Raw genomic sequence first — 24,485 nt, forward strand, 5'->3', positions numbered from 1 at the left:
TGAATATGTTAGACGAAGAAGAACCCTTTACCACGTTCGAACCCGGGCAGCTGATCACCGCCGAGTCGATGAATGCGATGCAGTCGAAGATGCGCGCTGAAATTGCCAAGAAGATCGCCGAGGCGCTGGCTGCCCTCACTGAAATCGACAAGGCCAAGGACAGCGACGCCCTTGAGGGGTCAAGCGCCGAGGACCTTCTGGCAAAATTTCTGGAGCAAGCCATGCAACAATTCCCCACACACACCGGTTACCGCAAACTGTTCAAGGTGCTCGAATTCGACGAGCGCAACCTGATCGACCACCAGCTTAAGCTCTGCCCGCTGGTAGACCTCTACGAGCTGAAGAGCTTTGAGGTGATATGCGCGCATGATGACGACAAGCATCGCGAAGAAGTACGTTTCTTCCTCTATCACACCAGCGAAAAGAAACTGCGGCATGACGATGTGACGGTTGAAATCGAAGCGACGGGTGAAACACCGTTTCGCATTCCGCTCGCCGAGTTGCTGGATTACCTCGACGTCGAGTACACGGACGACTCCAGTCTGGGTGATCTGGAAACCGAACTCTGGACAGCGATGTTCGCGGCCCCGAACGACTCCTTCGATCCGGCCGATTACTGCCATTCTCCCTGGTACGAACGCTGTTGCCGCGAGGAACGGACGGTCGGCAGCCTGAAAGCCAAGGGCGACTGGGATGAACTGTGGCTGAAAATGCGCCCCTGCAAAACCGTGAACCCGCCAGCGGATCGCGACGAGGCCGAGTCCGTTCGCCTGCCACGCGGCATTCTGGTCGAGCATCATGATTTCGATCAGCTGAGCCTGACCCTGAAGGAACCGATATTCGGACCGAACGGCGATGAGGCGCGCCCCATGTGCGTCATGGTGCTGCTGAAGGTCTGACAGGGGCACCGGCCCGGCACGCAGAGGAGTGACAGCGATGCAAGTGGTGGACAGATTTCCGGCCAGCGGATTCCTCAACGGACCCCGCACACTTGTCCTGCGCAGCCTGCCGCCGGGCGCGCGGCTGAAATCATTCCGGCTGCTGATTACGCCGATTGCCGACGAGAGCGGCGCTGTCGGCCCGGGGCTGGAGGCCCTCACTTTCCCGGCGGGGAGTGGCCCGCAGTCTGATGTGGCGATCGATCCCGCGGAACCCGCCCGGCCCACTGGTGTGACGCGCACCAGCGGCACCGGCGCCCTGCCCTGGACAGAGGTGGCGTTCAATGGATTCCGGGCACTGCAAAACGTCGGTGGGATCGGGCTGGCGGGGGCCGCGTTGCAGGTGGATGTTGGGGGGCTCTTTGTCGCTGTTGACGCCAACGGCACCATTCCCCAGCAATCAGGAGATTTCCCCCTGCCCGGTGACACTGCGGATCTTCCCGGCCTGTCGGTACAGCGGATGCGTCTGGTCGCACCCGACGCGGTGCCGCCGCTGCCCTTGGTCACCGACATCACCCTGCGGGCGGTGGCGAGCAACCTCACGGTCGCCTTGGGTGAGCAACCGGCTGTCTGGGCGCGACCGGGCGATGTGACAACGGCTGTCGAAACCACTGAACTGGTCGAGTTTGCTCAGGCTGCGCTGGCCGTCGCTCCGGTTGAACACGGCTTTGCGGTGCTGCCGGTGACCGTCAAAACCGATACCACAGCGCGCCTGGGGATCGAAATAAGGGCGGAATACGACGAAACGAGCACGAGCCTGCCTGCAGGCTTGCCCGAGATGACGCTGGATTACTCTCACGACGGCATTGCCGACGCGGGTGACGGCCTGCTGAAAGTCAAGGTGCCCGACGGCATGGAACTTGACCCGGACAAGACACGGGTGGAGATCGCAGGCACCTTTGAAAACAGTCAGATCAGCTTCGGCGCCTTGGCCGATCGCTCCCCGCAGGGGGCGCTTGACGTACCCGCGGGGCACGCGGTGGCCACCCCGCTCGCGATGATCGAAGAAACGGTGGCCGATGCTGTAGATGTGCTGTTGTCCACGTCCGACCGGAATGCCGGGGTCGAGATCGACCTGCGCGAGGATTTCGACGGCAAACCGGGGGACGTATCGCTTCTGGCCACCCGGGCAACCGGATCGCTTGATGTCTCACGTCATGGCACGCCCCGCTGGCTCAATGCTGCACTTGGGCAGGCCGTCACGCTGCCTGCGGCGAATACGCAGACAGGCAAACCCCGCTTTTGGATCGTCGTTCAAAGCGTCGCCGGCTCCGTCACCTGGCATCTCAACCCCGAGCGCGACGGCACCGCCGAGGCGCAGACCAGCGACAACGGCGGCCTGTCGTGGCGTCCGGCACGGGCGACGGACGTGCCCGGGGCGCTGGCACCACAGGTTCGCCTTCGCCGGGCATCACCGGTTTTCAACGTGCCCGTCCGGGCAGAGATCGACCGTGGCAGCGCGGCGGAAATCCTGGAACTGGACGCGTTCCAACCGCTGGGCAGAGTCGAGTTCTCGCTCGATTCAGAGCGGTTTACCACTGCGGTCAACGCCGCGCTTGATCGCCGCCTGGCCGATGCCTGCCCCCGTGGTGAGCACCTGATCAATGGCGGGTTTGCCGATCGTGAAGAGGCCGAGGTTTATCGTCCCGCCGGGTGGACGGCGAGCGGCGACAGTGTGGGGCGTCGGGTGTTCGGCGTGCGCCTTGCGCCGGAGTTGGACCCCGATGACGTAACAATCCTGCCGGTGACACTGGTGCGCGTCGGCACCAACGAGGACCCGGCTGAATCGCTTTCACAGGTGTTGACCGTGTCGCCGGGATGCCCTTACCGGCTGACCTTCCGCGGTTTCGGTCTGGCACCGGGCGGCCGGATCGAGGTGATCTGGCGCAGTGCCGACTGCGGGGTTGCCGGGGTGGATGTGCTGGAGCCGCCCCCTGCGTCAGTCATTGCCGATCCGGTTGTGTTCAGCGCGGCGGTTTCCGGGGGTCCGATCCTCGCGGCGATACCCGCAGCGACCCTCGACACGACGGCACCCGCCGGGGCGCAGCAAGCCGAAGTCAGGCTTGTGGCCAGCCCGGACGACTCGTTCTTTGTCGACGTCGTTTCTTTGACCGCGGGCACCCGGTCGCTAGCCAATCCTGACATGAGGGAGGCAGCGGCGCCCGAAGACGGCACACGTGCGATCAAGGGATGGGAGACGGCACCGCAAGACGCCTTTGCGGACGCGGCATTTTCTTTTGGGGCCGGACTTGGCGGGGTGACCTTGTCCAACAGGGACACCCGGGGCAGAACGCTGGTTCTGCGCCAAGGTATTACCGTCATACCCGGCACAAGGGTGGCCGCCGGTCTGGAAACCACCGCGCCAGCCGATGGCCCCGACCCTGTGTTCAGCATTGTGTGGCATGGGTCGGAGCGCGCACCGCTGACAACAGCCGTGTCAAGGGACGGTGCCGAGATCACCCGGCTTGCCGGCACCGTTCCCGATACGGTCCGGCAGGCGGAGGTGCAGATCGCCCTTGCCCAGAACGCAACGCTGACGGTTGTGGCCGTCGCGGTGGAGGCCGCGCCACCTGCCGAGGTGCCGGTTGCCTTCCTGTCGGAAGCGCCCGGGCGCCTGACGGTGCGTGATTTCACCGTTGGCTTCCGTCCACGACCCGTGCCGCAGACCCCGGTGGCACCGGGCACGCCCTGCGCCGTAACCCCGCCGGACGCCGCCCCCGGCGATGTCTGTGAACCCGACCCCTGTTGCGGCAAATCCGGGGCTGCCGAACCGGCCACTGCCACTGCCGTTACCACGGTCTCTGCCCTTCCGCCGACGGCGACGATTGCAAGCCTGCGCCCGGCAACCACGCCTGCACTTTCGGTCATGGGCACGTTGCCCGCGGCAAGCGCCAGCGCCCGCCTTGCGGCCGTTGCGACACGGATGTCGCTGGCGGGCACGCGCCCCCGCCGGGTGCTGCGCGTGGCCGAAACCGCAGTCACCCTGCGGGCCGCCCTGCCGGTTGGTGACATCAACGGGGTGGGCGAGGTGCGCACCACGCAGCTCGCAACGGTGGATATCAGAACTGTCGGTGATCTCGCCCGTATCGTACCGGAAGACCTTGTCCGGCGTCTGGGCTATACAGACGCGCTGGCACAGGATCTCGTAGCCAAGGCCAAGGCGCTCATGGAAGATCAGACACCCTCCTGAGCGGGCATGTCATCGGCATTCTCCTGAAAGGCCGAAGTGTCGATCTTGTGTTTCTTGAGCAGTTTTCCCAGCGCGCGACGTTCCTTTCCGGCATGGCGCGCAGCCCGCGTCACATTGCCCTGCGCCGCGCGCATCAATGACAACAGGTAGCCCTTCTCGAAGGTGTCGATCGCCTTGCGCTTGGCCGCACCGAATGCCTGCGGCTGCGCATCCGCACCGCAGTCCGGTCCAGCGTCCGGCGTCAGCGTGACACTCTGGCCCGTGGCGGTCACCACCGCTCTGTGAACCGTGTTTTCCAGTTCGCGCACATTTCCGGGCCAGCCATAGGTTGACAGATGTATCCGCGACTCCGGCGTCAGGGTCAGCGGGCCGGTATCGTAAGAGCCCGCGAATTTGGTGAGAAAATGTTCCGCCAGCAGCTCTGAATCGGCTCCCCGCAGGCGCAGCGGCGGCAAACTCAGCGACAGGACGTTCAACCGGTAAAGTAGATCGGAGCGGAACTCGCCGTGACGCGCCAGCAGGTGCAGGTCCTCGTTGCCCGCCGCAATCACCCGCAGATCGGCTTTCCGGCTTCGATTGCCCCCGACACGCCGGTATTCCAGGCTTTCAAGGAAGCGCAGCAGTGCCGCCTGAGCCTTGGCGCTCAGCGCCTCGACTTCATCCAGAAACAACGTGCCGGATTCAGCCTGTGCCACCAAACCGCTGCGGGCTTCGCGGGCATCGGTGAAGGCCCCGCGCGCGTGACCAAACAACTCCGCTTCGATCAGGCTGTCCGGCAGGGCGCCGCAGCAGACCGGCACGAAGGGGCCGGATTTGCGGCGTGACAATCTGTGGATGGCACGCGCTGCCAGTTCCTTGCCGGTGCCCGTTTCACCGTGGATCAGCACGGCCGCATCGCATTCGGCAAACCGCGCCAGCGTCAGCAGGCTGTCCAGAAACACCGACGAACGCCCCACCAACCCAAGGGCGCGCACCGGCGCACTACGCTTCTGGCGCAACACATCCTGAACACTGACGTCGCCGGACGGGGCAACGCAGCTCCTCTCCAGCCGAAGCTTCAGCTCGGACCGGCCACAGGGCCATGTCACAAAATCGCGGCTGTTGCGGATCACCGGTTCAGCCCAGCGGAACGCGGTTTTTTCCAGCGCCAGCAGATGGGCCGGCTCAACCGCGCCGTTTCTCAGGCGGTGCATGGCATTGGGTGACCACCCGCTGTCCCCCAGATAGATGAGGCTGGGCTGACCATGGGCAGCCTTCGGCATCTGCGTCGGCGGGACAAGGTTCAGCCGGTAATCCAGCTCGCCCAGAACCCGAACAAGCGCGTCAAACGTGTCGCCGCTTTCCTGCGAGACCAATGTCAGGACGTGAGCCGCGTTCGAAGTCATAACTCGCCGCCTTTCTCCTGATATCACACCTGTGCCACCTTGACGTCATCAGGCTTCGGGCCACTCGCACGCAGGCTCAGGATGCGTCGCGTAACGTCGAACCAGAAGCCCGCCCCCAGGCTGACCGCCAGAGCGGTGATCAGCCATCCGGCAACCGATTGAATGGCAACCGCGGGGTCGGCAAAGCGGTCTGTCAGGCTTTCCGTTTCCGTCCAGCCCAGCGGCAACTGGCCAAACTGATCCATCAGCGGCCCAAGATCACCCGCGACCTGCATCGCGGGGACCGGTGTATTTTCAGCAACCTCGACAAGCGTCTCGCGCAGCGTTGCATCGGCCCAGAGCTGATGCATGAAGCTCAGCGCATCCGCATCCACGACCACCACCAATACCGCGGCCAGGATCAGGCTGATGGCTTGCGCGCGGCGCTTGTACCATCCCGACGCACGATCCATCGACTCGTCGAACCAAAGCGACAGCCGCTGCTCCACCGAGGCGATGCGGCGCTGGATAGACCGGTCGGTGTTACCAATCTGCCCGATCATCAGGGCAAGCGCGTCTTTCAGCGGACCCTTGGGCATGTCGCGCACGATGTCCGGTGCCCGCCCCAAAAGCTCATCTTCCGAAATCGGCGCAGCTGGCCCGTTTGCATTCCGGCGCCGCAGGGTGTCGAGCAGCGCGGTCACAAACGAGTGGTTCGGCATGTAGGAAGGACCATTTCCGACCAAACCCGTCAGCCAACTGCGCGCATTGCCCCGGTAGAGCCGCTTGATCGCGGGATGGTCCAGAACGTCGTCGGCCAGTGCCTTGCCGCCGTCCTCCAGAAGGTTGCGCACGGCGCGTATCAGATTGCCTGCGCGCATACCGAAGAGACCGGCAATCATTTCCTGGATTGTCGTGACAATTAAACTCAGCGTCAGAAAAAGGAGGGCAAGCCCCAAAAACGTCTCAAGTACTACGGAACCGAACACAGTATTGACCCCAATATTTCAAAATACGCAGAATGGTCAGAAAGCACGACTGTACAGAATGCAGTTTGGGTAATCGGACGCCAAAATTGCATCCCAACAGACAATAAGTTAACAGATTCTACCCTCGGTAGCAAATTATGCGGCGACGCGCCGCTTGTCGTCCGGGATTGTTTTGTCAAAACCGGGGGTTCACGCTCGCGCCACATATCCGGGTGGCGGCGGTGGTGGAGGCCCTTGGCGCATCGTCTCACGCCGCCGCGCAGTGTCGGGGCGACGGTCCGTGATGGATAGCGCACTTGCATGACTTCCGGGGGGTCGGTCCTTACCCTGAAGCCGGATCAGATGTAGCGGCCTTGCGGGTATGTGGAGATCACCAACCTTGGTAAAAAACAAGGGGCGCGCCCGGCATTTCAGTATTCCGACCGATAACGGATCTGTTAGAAACTTGTGCTTGACCTTCCCGTAGGTGGAACGCTTATTGGCCGATTGCAACGCACCAGAGGCGTCACCCAAACTGGAAAGACAGAAACTATGAAGTCATTGAACCTGCTCACCTTAATAGCCATTGTGCTGGCCGGCGCTGCATTTGCGCATACCGGCGTGAAGAACGCCGCGGTCAAAGCCCGGATGGATGCAATGAGCGGGATTGCCGACGGGATGAAAGTTCTTGGCCAGATGGCGAAGGGAGAAACGGGCTTTGACCAATCCGCGGCGCAGGCGGCTGCGACTGCAATCGCCAGACATGCGGCTGCCACACCGGAGTTGTTCGAAGCGCGCGAGGATGACCCGAAATCCGAGGCCAAGCAGGCGATCTGGAGCAACTTCGATGATTTCACCAGCAAGTCGCGCGACTTGGAAGAGATGGCCCTTGGATTGGCAACCAGCATTACCGGCCCTGCCGATTTGGGGCCAGCAATGGCATCGCTGGCGGCCAACTGCAAAGCTTGTCACAAAGCATATCGCGAATAGGAATTGCATTTCATGACAGTCAAACGCCGAACGTTTCTGATGGGGGCCGGTGCCGCGCTGGCGCTGCCGCGTACGACCCTGGCCAGCCCGAATGTCCTGCGCGCCGAGCCGGTCAGTGCCCAGATCCTGCCGGAAGGGGATGGCGCAACCGCAATGCTGGGTTTTAACGGATCGACACCCGGACCGGAGCTGCGTGTGCGCCAGGGCGAGACGCTGGCCGTGCGGTTCGACAACCAAACCGACGAAGGGTCGTCAGTGCATTGGCACGGCATTCGTCTGCAAAACGCCATGGATGGCGTGCCGGGCCTGACGCAGCCGCTGGTTCAGCCCGGCGACAGCTTTGACTACCGGTTTCAGGCACCTGATGCCGGAACCTTCTGGTACCACTCTCACAACCGCTCTTGGGAACAGGTGGCCAAAGGGCTCTATGGCCCTTTGATTGTTGAGGAGGTCAACCCGCCTCAGGTCGATCACGATATTACGGTGATGCTGGACGATTGGCGGATCGAAGAAACGGGCACGCTGGTGGGGGGGTTCGGCAATCAGCACGATTTCGCACATGCCGGACGCCTGGGGAATTATGCGAAAATTCTTCCGTCGCGCAGCACTGTCGCACTGGGCGATCGCATTCGGCTGCGCCTGATCAACACCGCAACAGCCCGGGTGTTTCCCATTCGGATTGACGGGCTCGCGGCAAAAGTTGTGGCGCTGGACGGCATGCCACTGGCCACGCCGCGCGCCCTGGAGGACTTTCAGCTTGCTCCGGCGCAGCGCGTGGACATCATCGGTCGCGTCACCGGGCAGGTGGATTTCCTGTTTGTCCTGCGCGATGACATCTATGAAATGGGGCACTTGGCGATCGTGGGCGAAAACACAACACCCCTCAGCGCTTCTGTCGATGCATTGATGCAACCTGACGTAAAGCGGCCCAAGGAGATTCCGGACAGGTCTTTGACGCTGAAAATGGAAGGCGGCGCAATGGGCGGGCGTCATGCAGGAGGCGACATATGGTCCTTCAACGGCGTCTCGGGATTGTCCGATGCGCTCCTTGCCAGCATCACACGTGGCGAGACCGCGGTGATTGATCTGATCAATGACACCCGCTTTGCGCACGGCATTCACCTGCATGGTCACCATTTTTACGAATTGGCCGATGATGGTACCCAAGGAGACCTGAGAGACACAACCTTGGTTGATCGAGGCGAGGTGCGCAAGATCGCCGTGGTTTTCGACAACCCCGGAAAATGGCTGCTGCATTGTCACATGCTGGGGCACCAGGCCTCCGGTATGAAAACCTGGATTGACGTGTCTTGAGACCGGTCATGGCGCTGATCGCGATGATTGCTGCGACCACCGCACAGGCGGATCACGAGTTGAATGACCGCGATCTGGACACCGGCAAGGCGCTTTACGGCGAGAATTGCGCATCCTGCCACGGGGCCGATCTGGAAGGGCAGCCCGATTGGCAAACCCCGGATCAAGACAGCGTGCTGCGGGCCCCGCCGCATGACGAAACCGGTCACACGTGGCACCACGACAATCTGCTCCTGTTTCAATACACCAAGCTGGGCGGACAATGCGCCTTGGCCGCGCGCGGCGTCACCGGCTTCCAAAGCGGGATGCCCGGCTTTGGCGAAACACTGACTGACGACGACATATGGAACATCCTGTCTTACATCCGCTCAACCTGGCCGGAGCCAATTCAGGACATCCAGACCACGCGGAACCCGCCCCACGACTAGTCCCATCGCCCGGTACAGTGCGTTGGGGCTATCAGGAGCACTCAAACTGGTCCAACAAAGGTCGCTCGGCAGACGCCGTGACAATGAGTTTCATAGTCTGCTCGCCTGAACGTCCCGCACTTTGAAGGTGACCGGGCGATGCAAAGCCTGCCAAGCTTGACGGGACATCACGGCACGTGGAAATTCTGCCGGTAGTCAGAAGGCGATACGTTCAGCAAGCGAAGAAATGACCGGCGCATGCGATCTTCGTCGTTAAAGCCGCATTGAACTGCGATTTGCTTGATGCTGCGGTTCGTGACCTCCAACAGCTGCTGCGCCTTTTCAATGCGGATCGCCTCGACTGCCTTCGCCGGCGTGATACCCATGACCCTTGTGTAGACCCGGGCAAAGTTGCGCGCGCTCATATTCGCCCTGTCGGCAAGTGCTTCGACCGATAGCTGCGCATGCAAGTGGTCCGCGATCCACGCATGCAGAGCTTCGAACTGCCCTGCCCCATCGCGCAGCTGACGGCCCAACGCCGGGCTGAACTGGGACTGCCCACCGGAGCGGACCATTTGGGCGACCATCGACCGGGCGACCTGGAAACTTGAGGCACGCCCCAAATCCTCCGATACGATCGCCAGGGCCATGTCGATCCCCGCCGTGATCCCGGCCGATGTCCAGATATTGTCATCCTTGATGAAGATGGGATCCCCTTCGACCTTAACGTTCGGAAACGCATCGGCCAGCATCGCGCAATCGTCCCAATGGGTGACAGCCCTGCGGCCATCCAGCAATCCGGTCACGGCCAACACCAAAGCCCCCGAACAGACCGAACAGACACGCTGCGCTCGGGCCGCCAGTTTTGCGATGGTCCCGACAAGCCTTGTGTCGCGCATACCGGGAATAGCGCCGTCCCCGCCCACCACGATCAGCGTATGGATCTGACGGTCGCTGACGTGTGCCGCAGGCAGGCTTGGTATCGACACCACGGTATTCGTTTCGGTGAGATCTCCATCGACGGAAACCACTGCACATTCATAGCCGTTCTTCCCCGTCGCGGGATCGGGTGCATGGGAAAACACCTGCAACGGGCCAACCAGATCCAGCAGAACGATATCTGGATACACGACAAAAACGACCAACCGTGGTTTTCGGACATCTGCGTTCGATTTGGCAGCTTTCGAGGTCATATTGTCATTCCTGCCACGCCATCGACCGTTAGTCTATGGGCAGATGAATCGGAGGATGCCCAATGCTTGCCCTGAAGCCGAACTGCGAATGCTGTGACAAAGACCTGCCGCCATCGGCCTCTGACGCCCGAATATGTACGTATGAGTGCACCTTCTGCGCGCAATGCGTGGAGACGAAGCTTGGGAACAGGTGCCCCAATTGCGGCGGCAATTTCGTGCCGAGACCCATTCGACCTGCGGCGCAGCTGACCAAACACCCGGCAGCCACCGAGCGTTTCATCAAAAGACATGCCGCATGTGCACAGATAGAGACCTGATGGTCAGAGGGTGACATGACAGACTTGCCAAAGATCTTGAACTGGCGGCGGATAAACCGGCGGATCACTACCTCCGGCCAGCCGACAGAAGAGCAGCTCGCCGATATCAGAAAGCTGGGGACAACCCATATCATCAACCTGGGTCCGCACCACAACAAGGGGGCGCTCGACGACGAGGCGGGCACGGTGGCGTCGCTCGGCATGACGTATATCTATATTCCGGTCGAATTCGAAAACCCGACGGATCGCAATTTCGAAGACTTCAGGTCTGCCATCGAAGCGCTGCCCGATCTGAAAGTGCATGTACATTGCATCTACAATGCGCGCGTCAGTGCTTTCTTCTTCCGCTATGCCAAGGAGGGGTTTGGCATGTCCGAAGCGGAGGCCTTCAGCAACATGGAGAGCATCTGGCGACCCGGCGACGACTGGGCCTCCTTCATCGGAAACCCGGAGGCGAGGGGCAAGCCAAATCGCTACGCGGGTGACGATTACTGACAGTCGCGGGAGGGCCTTTGCCGTGTTGGTCAGCCCCATCCCCGGCAGCGCCCGAACGGGCACGCCGCCCGATGTTTCAAGCAGTTAGTTGATTTCCGGTTCGGGCACCGGTGCGCCAAACTCCGTTCCGAGAAAGTCGAAATCACATCCTTTGTCGGCCTGTTCGATATGCTGTGCGAACATCCAGCCATAGCCCCGGCCATACTTAGGAGGTGGCGCAACCCAGTCCGCGCGCCTTTGGGAAAGCTCTTCGTCAGAGACGCGCATGTTCAGCGACCGGTTGGGCACGTGCAGCTCGATGATGTCTCCGGTCCTGAGCAGCGCCAGCGGGCCGCCGATGAACGCCTCTGGGGCAACATGCAGGATGCAGGCGCCGAAAGATGTCCCCGACATGCGCGCATCCGACAGCCGCACCATATCTCGATGACCTTGTTTCAGAAGTGCTTTCGGCATCGGAATCATACCCCATTCCGGCATGCCGGGCCCGCCCTTGGGTCCGGCATTACGCAGCACCAGAACGCTGTCAGGGGTCATCGGGAAATCTTCGTCGTCAATGATTTCCTTCAATTCACCATAGCTGTCTGCGACGATGGCTGGCCCTTTATGTGTCAGGAATTTCGCATCCATGGCGGCGGGCTTTATGACAGCCCCATCCGGCGCCAGATTGCCGCGCAGAACCGCCAGTGATCCTTCCGTGTAGACAGGATCAGTGAGTGGACGGATGACGTCAGCGTTGTAATTCCTGGCCCCCGCAAGGCTTTCGCCGAGTGTTTGTCCACTGACCGTCATGACAGAAAGGTCGAGCTTGTCGCCAAGTTCTTGCATCAACGCGGGCAATCCACCCGCGTAGTAGAAATCCTCCATCAAATAGTCGGTGCCAGACGGTCGGATGTTCGCAATCACGGGTATGGTGCGTCCAATGGCATCGATGTCGTCAAGCCCCAGGGGTATACCTGCCCGGCGCGCCATGGCGATAAGGTGGATAATGGCATTTGTTGAGCAGCCGGTGGCCATAGCCACGGTCACGGCGTTTCGTGTCGATTGTGGTGTGATGATCTTGTCCGGCGTCAGGTCTTCCCAAACCATGTCGATTATCCGGCGCCCACAAGCCGCCGCCATGCGCTTGTGAGCTGCGTCAGGTGCAGGGATCGACGACGCACCCGGCAGCGTAACGCCAAAGGCTTCAGCAATTGACATCATCGTGGAAGCGGTGCCCATGGTCATGCACGTCCCGTAAGATCGGGCGATCCCGCCTTGTACGCCTTCCCATTCGGCCCTGGTGATGTTGCCCGCGCGCCGTTCGTCCCAGTATTTCCAGACGTCTGTCCCCGACCCCAGTTTCTGCCCCGCGTAATTGCCCCGGATCATCGCGCCGGCCGGCAGGAATATAAACGGCAGCCCCATTGAAATCGCCCCCATCACCAGCGCCGGGGTGGACTTGTCGCATCCGCCCATCAACACAACACCGTCTACCGGATGGCTGCGCAAGGTCTCCTCGACCTCCATCGCGCCCAGATTTCGATAGAGCATCGAGGTTGGCTTCAGAAACTGTTCGGCAAAGTCATGCACCGGCAATTCTGCGGGGGTGCCGCCCGCCTGCAATATTCCGCGTTTAACCCAGTCGGCGCGATCGCGCAGGTGATGATGACACGGCGACAGGTCAGACCAGGTGTTGATGATCGCAATGACCGGCTTGCCCTGCCAATCCTCTTCGGACCACCCCATTTGCATCGCACGGCTTCGGTGCCCCATGGACCGCAAATCGTCCGGAGCGAACCAACGTGCAGAGCGCAGATCTTCTGGTTTTTTTAGCATAGAGTTATCAATCCAGATTTCTGTTGGCGGATTAGGGGATGGGTCAGACTAGCACTCGCACTGACGCCACGCCACTGATGCGCTGCCAGCGTCATCCACATGGCGATCAACCGGTGAGGTAATACCCGCAAGCGGCGGCGATCACGTGATGCAGCCGGTTGTCCGACAATCGCATCACCACGCTGGAAGCCGGGCTCAAATTCGTTTTGCGGATCGGGTTTGCTACCGAACGCACAAAGCGGTTCACCGCCCCAATCAGCGCGCCCGTTCAGAGCCTTGGGGGCCGATTGCGCCAATAGGTGTGACATTGCTGACCTGACGAGCCGCAATTCAGCCGCCGGACACTCTCATCGTTTCTACAAAACAACAGCCGCCCACTGCTCTGTTCCTGCAACCGCTGTCTTTCTTGCGAAAGTCCTGTGGCGGAGGAGGTGGGATTCGAACCCACGGTACGCTTTCACGCACGCCGGTTTTCAAGACCGGTGCATTCGACCACTCTGCCACTCCTCCGGTCAGACCGTCCTAGTGGTCCGCAAATGATTCTGAAACCGGAAATTTTCCCGATTGAATCCGTGGATAATTGCCGATCTTGCCCGCAACACCTTCCCACAAATGAGAACGCAAGTTAAAGTGCGCTCAAAGATCCCGCTTCAAGGGGCTAAAAGGCGTGCCGAACTTCCGGCAAACAGGCAAGGACACACGAAAAATGAGCGGCAACATAATCACCCTCAATCGGATTTCGACAGCGCGGACCATCATGGCCCTTTGCGCGGTTGGAGTGCTCGCGGGCTGTGAAGAGGGCAGCGATTTCAATTTCAAAGATGTCTTTGCGCCGAAACCGGAAGCAACCGCGCAAGCGCCGGACCCAGCCCGATCAACCAACGTGATCGAACGGGATGTCGAAGCCCCGGAGGTGTTTTCCGCGACCGAACCCGGGCTTTGGGACGGACGTCCGTCGCTGGGGGGGGTCTGGGTGGCGCACCCCGACGTGACCGAGCCCGAGCGCGTGATCATCCGCAATCAGACCAATGGCCAGTTCGTGGTCGGCGCATTGTTTCGCAGGGAACGCGATATTCCCGGACCGCGGCTGCAAATCTCTTCTGATGCCGCCGAGGCCCTCGGCGTGCTGGCCGGGGCACCGGTTGATCTGGATGTCACGGCGCTGGTGAAGGAAACGGTCGAGGAAACGCCCGTCACGCCCGCCGCCGAGGCGATTGAAGCCCCCGATGACATCAGCGAAACATCTCTGGATCCTATTGCCGCCGCAGGTGCCGCGATCGAGACCGCCGACCCGACGCCCGGCGAGATCACGGCGTCTGCGGCAGCGACATCCGCGCCCGCCGCGCCGGTGATCGAGTCGACCCTCCCCAAGACAACGTTGAAGAAACCCTATGTTCAGATCGGCATCTTCAGTCAGGAAGCCAATGCCGAACGCGCTGCCAAGCAGATGCAGAGCGCCGGGCTGAAACCTGTGATCAAAGCACAGGAAGCGGGCGGCAAACCGTTCTGGCGCGTGATCGTCGGCCCGGCGACAACGACCTCTGAGCAGAATACCCTTCTGACCAAAATCAAGGGCGAAGGTTTCTCCGACGCCTACGCTGTCACGAACTGACCACTACATCAGGAGCCGCCATGATCCGTCTTGCTGTTGCCCTCTTTACGCTGATCGCCGCGACCACAAGCGCATTGGCCTTTGACACCAAAGCGACGGCCGCTTTTGTGGTCGACCAGACGACCGGCACGGTGCTGCTGGACAAAAACGCCGATACGCCGCTGCCACCGGCCTCCATGTCCAAGCTGATGACGCTGTACATGGCGTTCGAGGCGATCCGGCGCGGCAAGGCGGATGGTGGTCTTGACCTGAACGAGGAACTGCCCGTGTCGGAACATGCGCAGTCCTACGGCGGCTCCAGCATGTTCCTGCGCTCCGGCGAAACCGTTACCGTCGAGGATCTGCTGCGCGGTATCATCGTCTTGTCCGGGAATGACGCCTGCGTGGTGATTGCCGAAGCCCTGTCGCCCGATGGCACGGAATACGGGTTCGCACGGCTTATGACCCAGCGCGCGCAGCAGATGGGGATGACGAATTCCACCTTCACCAATTCCAACGGCTGGCCGCAGCCGGGTCACTTGATGTCGATGCGGGATCTGGCGTTGCTGTCCAACAGGCTGATCACCGATTTCCCCGAATTCTACCCACTGTTCGCAGAGACCGAGTTCGAGTTCGACAACCGGGTGCCCAGCAACAAGCGCAACCGCAATCCGCTGCTGACAATGGGCATCGGGGCGGACGGCCTGAAAACCGGCCACACGCAGGAAGCCGGCTACGGGCTGACCGGATCTGCCAAACAGGGTGACCGGCGGGTGATTTTCGTGATCTCGGGGCTTGGCAGCGTTGCGGAACGTGCGCAGGAATCGCAGGCCATTGTCAACTGGGCCTTCCGCCAGTTTGCCATACGACCGCTTGCCAGGAAGGACGAGCAATTTGCCCAGGCCGATGTGTGGATGGGCAGCGAAGCCTCGGTTGGCCTTGTTGCCGCCGAAGACATCAGTATCCTGATGCCAGCCCTTGCGGGCAACGAGATCGCGGGCGAAGTCGTCTACACGGGTCCGGTCAGTGCGCCCATCGCCAAGGGCGATCCCCTTGCGGAGCTTGTTTTTACGCTGGAAGGCCTGCCCGAAACCCGCATTCCCCTGGTGGCGGATCGCGCGGTTGAGCGCGGCGGGTTTGTCAGCCGGGTCAGCACTGCCGCGCTTGTCCTGTTCAAAAAGCTGGTGCAGGGACCCGAGGGCGCAACGTGAGCGCAAACCCGCGCGGGAACGGCACGTTCATTACCTTCGAAGGCATTGACGGATCGGGCAAATCGACCCAGGTCAAAAAGCTTGCCGACCACCTGCGCCGCAAGGGGCATGATGTCGTTCTGACACGAGAACCCGGTGGCTCGCCCGGCGCCGAGGAAATCCGGGCACTTGTATTGCAGGGTGATCCTGATCGCTGGTCGGCAGAGACCGAGATCCTGCTTTTCACGGCGGCACGACGGGATCACATGGAACGCACCATCCTGCCTGCCCTCGCCGCGGGGAAAATTGTGATTTGCGACCGGTTTGCAGACAGCACCCGCATGTATCAGGGATTGTCGCGGGGCGATCTGCGCGCGGTTGTGGACCAGCTGCACGACCTGATGATCGGCCATGAACCGGACCTGACGCTGCTCATTGATATGGATCCGGCGGTCGGCCTGTCCCGGGCGTTGTCCCGGCAAACAAGTGACGAGCGCTTCGAGGCATTCGGGGAAGATCTGCAGGTGGCGATGCGCCAAGGGTTTCTCAAACTGGCCGAGGAGTTCAGCCATCGGTTTTGCGTCATCGACGGTGCCCGTGATGTGGATATCGTCGCGCGCGACATCGCCGATCACGTGGATGGGCGGCTGGCATGAGCGGCCCGAACCAGATCGACGGCGCGCCGCATCCGCGAGACACCGAGCGGCTGTTTGGTCAGGACGCGGCGCAGCAGGCCTTTCTGGAGGCTTTCGCAACGGGGCGGCTGCATCACGCATGGCTCCTGACCGGCCCGCGCGGGATCGGCAAGGCCACCCTGGCCTGGTCAATCGCGCGTTTCTTGCTGGCTACACCGCTGATGGAAGATGACGGCCTCTTTGGCGCGCCGCCCGCACCGACGTCACTGACGATTGATCCTGAACATCCCGTCGCGCGGCGGATCGCGGCGGGTGCAGAGCCGGGATTGAAAGCCATCACCCGCACGCCAAACCCCACCACCGACCGCATGCGCGACCAGATCGTCGTGGATGACATCCGGTCGCTGGCCGGGTTCTTCCAGCTCTCCGCAACCGATGGCGGGCGTCGGGTGGTCCTTGTCGATGCCGCGGACGAGATGAACCCGTCGGCCGCAAACGCCCTGCTGAAAATGCTCGAGGAACCGCCGGAGCGCGCGACGCTGCTGCTGATCAGCCACCAGCCATCCGGTCTGTTGCCGACCATCAGGTCGCGCTGCCGTACCCTGCGGTTGCAGAGCCTCTCGGCGGACGACATGGCCAAGGCGCTCGATCAGGCGGGCGTAGAGACGGGCAAGACCACCGCGGCCTTGGCCGAGCTTGCCAGCGGGTCGGTCGGCGCCGCCATCAGGCTCTCGCTTCTGGAGGGGTTGAAAACATATGGCGACCTCACGCGGCTGATCGGGAACCTGCCGCAATTCGACCGGGCCGCCGCCCTGAAGCTGGCGGAAACGGCAGCAGCGCGCGGCGGCGAGGCCAAGCGCGATCTGCTTTTCGAACTCATCGACCTGCTGCTGTCTCGCCTTGCCCGTACCGGGGCAACCGGGTCGCCGCCGCCGGTCGAGGTGGTGCCGCGCGAAGCCGCAACCCTCGCCCGGCTTGCACCGCACCAGAGCGCGGGCCGGGCCTGGGCACACACCGCGCAGGAGACGGGCGCACGCGCACGACATGGGCGCGCGGTGAACCTTGACCCTGCCGCTCTGGTCCTAGATACCCTGATCAAGATTAGCCAAACCGCCACCGGGTAAGCTCGGGCCTGGCGCTGAACGACCGGACCGGCATGACCGAGACACCTCAGATCACCGACAGCCACTGCCACCTCGATTTCCCGGATTTCGACGGCCAGCACGCGGACATCATTGCGCGCGCCGCCGACGCTGGTGTCACGCGAATGGTTACCATCTGCACCAGGCTTGGCAACGAACCGCACGTGCGCGCCATCGCCGAAGCGCATGCGCCGGTGTTCTACGCGGCGGGCACCCACCCGATGAGCGTGGCGCGCGAACCGCTGGCGACCGTCGACGAGCTGATATCGGTCACACGACACCCCAAGATGGTGGGGATCGGGGAAACCGGGCTCGATTACCACTACACGGCGGACTCGGCAGAGCTCCAGAAGACGTCGCTGCGCCATCACATCGCTGCCGCGCGCGACACCGGTCTGCCCCTGATCATCCACGCACGCGACGCAGACAGCGATATGGCCACCATCCTCGCCGACGAATACCGCAACGGGGCCTTCGCTTGTGTGATGCATTGCTTTTCGTCCTCGGCAGCCCTGGCCACCGCGGCGCTGGACCTGGGGTTTTACCTGTCGATGTCAGGCATCACCGCCTTTCCGAAGTCCTCCGGCTTGCGCGACATATTTGCCGCGGCGCCGCTGGAGCGAATTCTCGTGGAAACCGATGCGCCGTACCTCGCGCCACCGCCCTGCCGCGGCAAGCGCAACGAACCGGCCTACACGGCCCATACCGCGCGCCGCGCAGCCGAAACCTTTGGCATCGACTACGCAGAATTCGCCGCGCAAACCCAGGCGAATTTCGATCGCTTGTTCACCAAGGCCGCGCAGTACGAGGCCGCCGCGTAATGGCGGAAACACGCTTCACCATTCTGGGCTGCGGCTCCTCCGGCGGGGTGCCCCGGCTTGGCGGCCACTGGGGCGACTGCGACCCGTCAAACCCGAAAAACCGCCGCCAGCGCTGTTCGCTGTTGGTGGAACGGCAGACAAGTGACGGCACCACCACCGTTCTGATCGACACCTCGCCGGATTTGCGCAACCAGTTGCTGGCCGCCAATGTCGGACGTCTGGACGCGGTGATCTACACCCACGCCCACGCAGATCACGTACACGGCATCGATGATTTGCGCATGGTTGTCTTCAACATGCGCGCGCGCCTGCCGGTCTGGGCCGATGCGCCAACCCGCGCCGCGCTGATGCAGCGGTTCGAATATGCCTTCGTGCAACCCGAAGGCTCAACCTACCCGCCGATCCTGAACATGCACCTGATGGAGGGTGAAGTAACCATCGACGGCGCGGGGGGGCTTCTTCACTTTGCACCCTTCCAGGTCGCGCATGGCGGAATGGACGCCCTGGGCTTCCGCATGGGCGATGTCGCCTATCTGCCCGACGTGGCGCAAATTCCAGAGGCCGCGTGGCCATATCTGGAAAACCTGGACTGCTGGATCGTCGATGCGCTGCGCCGTGATCCGCATCCCACCCATGCGCACCTCGCCCGCACCCTTGAGTGGATCGACAAGGTCCGGCCAAAACGCGCCGTGCTGACAAACATGCATATCGACCTTGACTATGAAACGCTTCTTGCCGAAACCCCCGACCATATCGAGCCCGCCTATGACGGGCTGACACTCACCTTTCCCGCGACCTGATCTTCTCTGGTTCTCAAATATCCCCGCCGGAGGCTCCCACCCGCAGCCACAGGCACAAAGGCTGCTGATGCAAACCCTGCTCGACGTTATCCTGCCCGTTTTTCTGGTGATCGGCTTTGGCTATGTATCGGTCTGGCGCGGCCTTTTCCCGGTGGCGGGCATCGACGGGGTCATGCGGTTCACCCAGAACTTCGCCATCCCCTGCCTGCTGTTTCAGGCGATTGCCAAGCTCGATCTCAACAGCTCCTTCGATCCCGGTTTGCTGAGCAGTTTCTACGCCGGCGCCACCTTGTGTTTCTTCCTCGGTCTGTTCGGCGCGCGCCTCCTGTTCAATCGCGACTGGGAAGACTGCGTGGCCATAGGGTTTTGCTGCCTGTTCTCCAATTCTGTTCTGCTCGGCCTGCCGATCACCGAACAGGCGTATGGCCCCGACGCGCTGACCGGAAACTTCGCTATCGTCGCGTTGCATTCACCCTTCTGCTACGGGCTGGGGATCACCGTGATGGAGATCGCCCGCAACAGGGGCCAATCGGTCATTGCCATGGCGCGGGGCGTGATCCGGGCCATGTTCCGCAATGCGCTGGTGCTCGCCATCGGGCTGGGCTTTCTTGTGAACCTCTCCGGCCTGCCCATCCCATTCGTGGTGGATGACGCCCTGTCGCTGATTTCCCGCGCGGCCCTGCCCGCGGCGCTTTTTGCCCTGGGCGGTGTGCTCATCCAGTACCGGCCCGAAGGCGACAGCCGGACGATCGCCATGGTCTGCGCCATCACGCTGATCCTGCATCCCAGCCTCGTGTGGTTCTTTGGCAGCGCGCAAAACGTCCCGCCCGACGCCTTCCGGTCGGGCGTCTTGACCGCGGCGATGGCACCCGGGTTCAACGCCTATATCTTTGCCAACATGTACGGCCGGGCGCGCCGTGTGGCGGCGTCGTCGGTGCTGATCGCCACCGCGGCGTCCGTGTTCACGGTCTGGGTGTGGCTGATACTGCTCGAATCCGTCTAGCGCCGGAGCCGCAGGCCGGGGTAGGTCGACCGGCGCACAAAGGGGCTTGCCTTTGCGCCTGACAGGTTTAGATGTGCTCTCATTCTGAACTGCCCAGTTCACTTTCGGTGGAGAGACCCCATGCCCCGCGTCGTGATTTTCCTGGCTGCCGCCCTGCTCGCAACATCGGCGCATATTACGCCTGCAAGCGCTCAGGGCGCAGATGTCACCGATCTGGACCCATCCGGGCAGATCGTCCCGCTGCCATCGGTCAAGATCCTCGCGCCCGAGGACCTCACCTCCGGGATCACCCGGCGGTTTTTCGGACGCATCGCCGCGCGCGAAACGGTCGATCTGAGCTTTGAGGTCGGCGGCCGTCTGGTCATGCTGCCGGTGGTCGAAGGCGAAACCATCCCGCAGGGCTCTGTCGTGGCGGCCCTGGACACCGAGAATTTCGAAAGGGCCGTGGCCCGCGCCGAACTGACGCTGGAACAGACAAGAAGAGAAAGCCGCCGGGCCGAGCAACTGGCGCAATCCAACGTGACGTCCGCCGTCCGGGCGGAAGATGCCGCAACGGCGCGCGACCTGGCGGAGGTCGCGCTGCGCGACGCGCGCGATGATCTCGAGGACGCCACGCTGAGAACCCCCTTTACCGCGCTTGTCGCCGAACGGATCGCTGCCAATTTCACCAATGTCTCGCCCGGCCAGCCGATCCTGCGGCTGCATGACATGTCGGAAATCCGCGTGCAGATCGACGTGCCGGAGCGGCTGTTCCTGTCCGGCATTCCGCCCGAGGCTGTCCGGTTCACCGGGTCTGTGCCGCAGGCCGCAGGTCCCATCCCGCTGCAACTGGCCGAATACGAGGCGCAGACAGAGGCCATCGGCCAGACCTTCCTCGTCTCGCTCACCTTGCCGGACAGCAATATTCCCAACCTTATCCCGGGCGCCTCGATGACCGTAACCGCCACGGTGGACGTCGATTATGCGCAACCCGGCCGCGCGCTGCCGGCCACGGCGCTGCTTCTTGGCGAGGATCGCACAGCAAGCGTGATGATCTTTGAACCCGACGGCGGCGCGGCTGATCGGGGCACGGTGCATGTCAGACCGGTCGAGCTTCTTTCGCTGGCCGGGACCGATCTGCGGGTCACCGGTCTGGCTAAAGACGCGCTGGTTGTGGGTGCCGGGGTGCACCTGCTGCGCGACGGCCAGAAAGTCCGCCGCTATACCGGCCTGTCGGTCGAGGAATAGGGCATGCAGATCGCGCGCAATTCCATCGAACGCCCACTTTACACATGGCTTTTCATGGCTTTCTGTCTGCTCGGGGGCGCGATGGGCTATCTCTCCGTCGGCAAGCTCGAAGACCCGCTTTTCACGCTCAAATCCGCCCTTGTGATCACCGCCTACCCAGGGGCCAGCGCGGCCGAAGTTGCCGCGGAAGTCTCCGAAGTGATCGAGGCGGAAGTCCAGCAGATGGACGAGGTCAAGACGATAACCTCGCGCAACTCACCCGGGGTTTCCGTCGTCGAAGTGGAGATGCGCGACAGTTTCGGCGGGGAGGACCTGCCGCAAATCTGGGACGACCTGCGCGACCGGGTCGCCGATGCCCAGGCTGCCTTGCCGGACGGGGCGCAACCCTCCATCGTCAACGATGATTTCGGCGATGTTTTCGGCATCTTCTACGCGGTGACGGCGCCGGGTTTCACAGATGCGGAGATCTGGGAAATCTCGAATTATCTGCGACGCGAAGTTCTCTCTGTCGACGGGGTGGCCAACGCTCAGGTGGCCGGACTGCCCGAGGAGGCGGTCTTTGTCGAACCCGACAGCCGCGCGCTCTTCAACCTTGGCGTCGATCCCGGCGTCATTCTGCAGGCGGTGACAGAGGCGGATACGGTTGTGCCCACCGGCACGACCCCGTCAGGGGGTCGCAACCTGACGGTCGATGCCCCCACAGGCGAAGACAGCGTCAGCGAGATCGCGGGGCTGTCCATCGGGTTTCAGGGTGAAGTGGTCAACCTGCTCGACATTGCCACCGTCATCCGGGAACGCGTCGAGCATCCGCGCAATATCCTGCGTCACAACGGGGTGCCGGCCTTCACGCTGGGCATCGCGGGCCTCGATTCGCGCAACATCGTCACGGTCGGTCAGGCCGTGGAAAAGCGCCTGAAAGAGATCGAACCGATCCTGCCACTGGGTGTGCAGCTGCACCCGATCTATGAACAACACCGCGTGGTCGATGAGGCCAACACCGGGTTCCTGACCAGCCTCGCCCTCTCGGTCTCCGTGGTTATCGGGGTGCTGGCGCTGTTCATGGGGTGGCGCGCCGCCGTGGTGGTGGGCCTGTCGCTGCTGCTGACCGTGATGGCGACCTTCTTTTTCATGTACCTGTTCGACGTCAAGGTGGAGCGGATCAGCCTGGGTGCGCTGATCATTGCCATGGGCATGCTGGTGGATAACGCCATCGTTGTGGCCGAGGGCATGCAGGTGGAAATGCGGCGCGGGCGCAAGGCCCCCGATGCCGCCGCACAAGTTGCGGGCAAGACGCAGATCCCCCTGCTGGGCGCAACCGTCATTGGCGTCATGGCCTTTGCCGGCATCGGCCTGAGCCCCGATGCCTCGGGTGAATTCCTCTTCTCCCTTTTCGCGGTCATCGCGATCTCGCTGATGCTGTCATGGGTTTTGGCGATCACCGTCACGCCACTGCTGGCGCATTATTTTTTCAGGGTCGGCGGGCTGAAAGAGGGCCAGGACCCCTATGACGGGCTTCTCTTTCGCACCTACGGCAGCCTGGTGCGCGGGGCGCTGCGCGTGCGGTGGCTGGTCATCATCGGCCTGCTGGGCACCACGGCAGGCTGTGTGATCGCCTTCGGTCAGGTGACACAACAATTCTTCCCTGCCGCCAACACACCGCTGTTCTATTTCAACTACAAGGGCGCGCAGGGCAGTTCGATCCATCAGACCAGCCGCGATCTGGCGCAGATCGAAGAGTGGTTGCTTGCCCGCGATGATGTCCTCTCCGTCACCTCGTCCGCCGGTCAGGGTGTCTCGCGGTTTATTCTGACCTACGATCCACCGGCGGTGGATACCTCCTATGGTCAGATCGTCATTCGTACCACAGGGTTCGACAGCATTGCCGGGATCAGGGCCGAGCTGGATCAATTCGCCGCCCGCGCCCTGCCCTGGGCGGAAACCCGGTCCGAACAGATCATCTATGGCCCGCCAGTGGGCGCGGATGTCGAAGTGCGCTTTTCCGGCCCCGACCCGGATGTCCTGCGCACCCTTGGTGCACAGGCGCAAAGGATTTTTCAGACCGCAACGCCCGACCTGCATACCGAAAGGATGGACTGGCGCGAGCGCGAGGCTGTCACGCGCCCGGTCTTTGCCGAAGACCGCGCCCAGGCGGTTGGCGTCACCCGCGCCAGCGTGGGCCAGTCGGTTGCGCTGGCCACGGATGGTATCCGGGCCGGTGACTACCGTGAACGCGAACGTCTCATTCCGATCATCGTGCGGACCCCGCGCGCCGAAGTCGCCCTGCCGGGTCAGATGCTGGACCAGATCGTGTGGTCACCGGCCCTGTCCGATTACCTGCCGCTGGACCAGATGATCGATGGCTTCGAGGTGGTGGTGCGCGACACGCTGATCGAACGGCGCAACCGTGTGCCCACCTTGAGCGTTCAGGCCAATGTGATTGCCGGTGTCACGCCGCCCACCGCCTTCGCGAAGGTCCGCGCACAGGTCGAAGCGATCACGATCCCACCCGGCTACAGCATGGAATGGGGTGGCGAGTTTGAAAGCGCTGGCGACGCGCAGGCGTCGCTGGGCCGCCAGATGCCGCTGAGCTTCGGCACGATGCTGCTGATCACGGTGTTGCTCTTTGGCAGTCTGCGCCAGACAGCGGTGATCTGGACAATTGTGCCCATGGCCGTGAACGGCGTGGCCCTGGGGCTGTTGTTCACCGGTGTGGCCTTCAGTTTCACGGCACTTCTAGGGCTGTTGTCCCTATCCGGGATGCTGATCAAGAACGCCATTGTTCTGGTGGAGGAGATCGACGCGGAAAAGCAAAATGGCAAACCGCAGAAAGAGGCGATCGTGACAGCCTCGATCAGCCGGGTGCGGCCGGTGGTACTGGCGGCGGGCACGACCATCCTGGGGATGGCGCCGCTGCTTGCGGATTCCTTTTTCGTCGCCATGGCGGTGACGATCATGGCGGGTCTGGGGTTCGCTTCCGTGCTGACGCTTGTCGGCGTGCCCGTGCTTTATCACACCTATTTCCGCAAGGAGCGGCGCGCCGATGCGACCGCCCCGCGCGAAGTGGCCGCAGCCATGGCCTGAAGGG

At 62.4% G+C, this 24,485-nt stretch carries 20 protein-coding genes and 1 tRNA gene; 16 read left to right on the top strand and 5 right to left on the bottom strand.

Features of this window, described 5'->3' with window-relative positions; translation table 11 throughout:
* The first annotated feature begins 5 nt into the window (after window positions 1-5).
* Together KX928_RS21875 and KX928_RS21880 are read left to right on the top strand one after the other, a co-directional pair.
* Complete coding sequence (locus tag KX928_RS21875) at window positions 6-899, top strand: hypothetical protein (protein WP_219507011.1); 894 nt, start codon at window positions 6-8, stop codon at window positions 897-899.
* Window positions 900-936: 37 nt separating this feature from the next.
* The gene (locus KX928_RS21880) at window positions 937-4,128 is read left to right on the top strand and encodes a hypothetical protein (RefSeq protein WP_219507013.1); all 3,192 of its coding nucleotides are present in this window, start codon (window positions 937-939) and stop codon (window positions 4,126-4,128) included.
* Here KX928_RS21880 and KX928_RS21885 read toward each other — a convergent pair.
* Together KX928_RS21885 and KX928_RS21890 are read right to left on the bottom strand one after the other, a co-directional pair.
* Window positions 4,113-5,513: a sigma 54-interacting transcriptional regulator gene (locus KX928_RS21885; protein ID WP_219507023.1), complete on the bottom strand. Its 1,401-nt coding sequence runs from the start codon at window positions 5,511-5,513 to the stop codon at window positions 4,113-4,115. The genes KX928_RS21880 and KX928_RS21885 overlap by 16 nt on opposite strands.
* Before the next feature lie 23 nt (window positions 5,514-5,536).
* Window positions 5,537-6,481, bottom strand: a complete 945-nt coding sequence (locus KX928_RS21890) for a hypothetical protein (RefSeq protein WP_219507025.1) — start codon at window positions 6,479-6,481, stop codon at window positions 5,537-5,539.
* Window positions 6,482-7,012: 531 nt separating this feature from the next.
* Here KX928_RS21890 and KX928_RS21895 point away from each other — a divergent pair.
* The 3 genes from KX928_RS21895 to KX928_RS21905 are packed head-to-tail and all read left to right on the top strand — an operon-like array spanning window position 7,013 to window position 9,192.
* The gene (locus tag KX928_RS21895) at window positions 7,013-7,450 is read left to right on the top strand and encodes a c-type cytochrome (RefSeq protein WP_219507027.1); all 438 of its coding nucleotides are present in this window, start codon (window positions 7,013-7,015) and stop codon (window positions 7,448-7,450) included.
* A 12-nt stretch (window positions 7,451-7,462) separates the two neighbouring features.
* On the top strand, window positions 7,463-8,764 hold the full coding sequence (locus KX928_RS21900) for a multicopper oxidase family protein (protein ID WP_219507029.1): 1,302 nt from the start codon (window positions 7,463-7,465) through the stop codon (window positions 8,762-8,764).
* A gap of 8 nt (window positions 8,765-8,772) precedes the next feature.
* Window positions 8,773-9,192 carry a c-type cytochrome gene (locus KX928_RS21905; RefSeq protein ID WP_219507031.1) on the top strand — a complete coding sequence of 140 codons (420 nt, stop codon included), beginning with the start codon at window positions 8,773-8,775 and terminating at the stop codon, window positions 9,190-9,192.
* Window positions 9,193-9,359: 167 nt separating this feature from the next.
* Here KX928_RS21905 and KX928_RS21910 read toward each other — a convergent pair whose 3' ends face one another.
* Entirely contained in the window at window positions 9,360-10,364 is a 1,005-nt protein-coding gene (locus KX928_RS21910; protein WP_219507034.1) for a GlxA family transcriptional regulator, read from the bottom strand.
* Between the two features lie 62 nt (window positions 10,365-10,426).
* On the opposite strand from KX928_RS21910, the gene KX928_RS21915 reads away from it, so the two are divergent.
* Together KX928_RS21915 and KX928_RS21920 are read left to right on the top strand one after the other, a co-directional pair.
* The gene (locus tag KX928_RS21915) at window positions 10,427-10,681 is read left to right on the top strand and encodes a DUF1272 domain-containing protein (RefSeq protein ID WP_219507036.1); all 255 of its coding nucleotides are present in this window, start codon (window positions 10,427-10,429) and stop codon (window positions 10,679-10,681) included.
* Between the two features lie 15 nt (window positions 10,682-10,696).
* On the top strand, window positions 10,697-11,176 hold the full coding sequence (locus tag KX928_RS21920) for a protein tyrosine phosphatase family protein (RefSeq protein ID WP_219507038.1): 480 nt from the start codon (window positions 10,697-10,699) through the stop codon (window positions 11,174-11,176).
* 84 nt (window positions 11,177-11,260) lie between these two features.
* On the opposite strand, the gene araD is transcribed toward KX928_RS21920, so the two are convergent.
* Both araD and KX928_RS21930 read right to left on the bottom strand, forming a co-directional pair.
* Window positions 11,261-12,991: an L-arabinonate dehydratase gene (gene araD / locus KX928_RS21925; protein ID WP_219507040.1), complete on the bottom strand. Its 1,731-nt coding sequence runs from the start codon at window positions 12,989-12,991 to the stop codon at window positions 11,261-11,263.
* Window positions 12,992-13,411: 420 nt separating this feature from the next.
* Window positions 13,412-13,501: transfer RNA gene (locus KX928_RS21930), tRNA-Ser, on the bottom strand.
* 196 nt (window positions 13,502-13,697) lie between these two features.
* Here KX928_RS21930 and KX928_RS21935 point away from each other — a divergent pair.
* From KX928_RS21935 to KX928_RS21975, 9 genes are all read left to right on the top strand, one after another.
* The gene (locus KX928_RS21935) at window positions 13,698-14,603 is read left to right on the top strand and encodes an SPOR domain-containing protein (RefSeq protein WP_219507043.1); all 906 of its coding nucleotides are present in this window, start codon (window positions 13,698-13,700) and stop codon (window positions 14,601-14,603) included.
* A 20-nt stretch (window positions 14,604-14,623) separates the two neighbouring features.
* Window positions 14,624-15,793 carry a D-alanyl-D-alanine carboxypeptidase family protein gene (locus KX928_RS21940; protein ID WP_219507046.1) on the top strand — a complete coding sequence of 390 codons (1,170 nt, stop codon included), beginning with the start codon at window positions 14,624-14,626 and terminating at the stop codon, window positions 15,791-15,793.
* Entirely contained in the window at window positions 15,790-16,428 is a 639-nt protein-coding gene (gene tmk / locus KX928_RS21945) for a dTMP kinase (RefSeq protein WP_219507048.1), read from the top strand. Before KX928_RS21940 ends, tmk begins: the two co-directional genes overlap by 4 nt.
* Window positions 16,425-17,531 (top strand): DNA polymerase III subunit delta', encoded by a 1,107-nt coding sequence (locus KX928_RS21950; RefSeq protein ID WP_219507050.1) that lies wholly within the window; start codon window positions 16,425-16,427, stop codon window positions 17,529-17,531. Before tmk ends, KX928_RS21950 begins: the two co-directional genes overlap by 4 nt.
* A gap of 32 nt (window positions 17,532-17,563) precedes the next feature.
* Complete coding sequence (locus KX928_RS21955) at window positions 17,564-18,370, top strand: TatD family hydrolase (protein WP_219507052.1); 807 nt, start codon at window positions 17,564-17,566, stop codon at window positions 18,368-18,370.
* A complete protein-coding gene (locus KX928_RS21960; RefSeq protein ID WP_219507053.1) occupies window positions 18,370-19,170 on the top strand; it encodes an MBL fold metallo-hydrolase in 801 nt (266 codons plus the stop codon). Before KX928_RS21955 ends, KX928_RS21960 begins: the two co-directional genes overlap by 1 nt.
* Before the next feature lie 67 nt (window positions 19,171-19,237).
* A complete protein-coding gene (locus KX928_RS21965; RefSeq protein ID WP_219507054.1) occupies window positions 19,238-20,173 on the top strand; it encodes an AEC family transporter in 936 nt (311 codons plus the stop codon).
* A 120-nt stretch (window positions 20,174-20,293) separates the two neighbouring features.
* The gene (locus KX928_RS21970; RefSeq protein ID WP_219507055.1) at window positions 20,294-21,400 is read left to right on the top strand and encodes an efflux RND transporter periplasmic adaptor subunit; all 1,107 of its coding nucleotides are present in this window, start codon (window positions 20,294-20,296) and stop codon (window positions 21,398-21,400) included.
* A 3-nt stretch (window positions 21,401-21,403) separates the two neighbouring features.
* Window positions 21,404-24,481, top strand: coding sequence for an efflux RND transporter permease subunit (locus tag KX928_RS21975; RefSeq protein ID WP_219507057.1), 3,078 nt, complete (start codon window positions 21,404-21,406; stop codon window positions 24,479-24,481).
* The last annotated feature ends 4 nt before the right edge of the window (window positions 24,482-24,485 follow it).

Source organism: Roseobacter insulae, assembly GCF_019375555.1.
In the GTDB taxonomy this organism is placed as follows: domain Bacteria; phylum Pseudomonadota; class Alphaproteobacteria; order Rhodobacterales; family Rhodobacteraceae; genus Roseobacter; species Roseobacter insulae.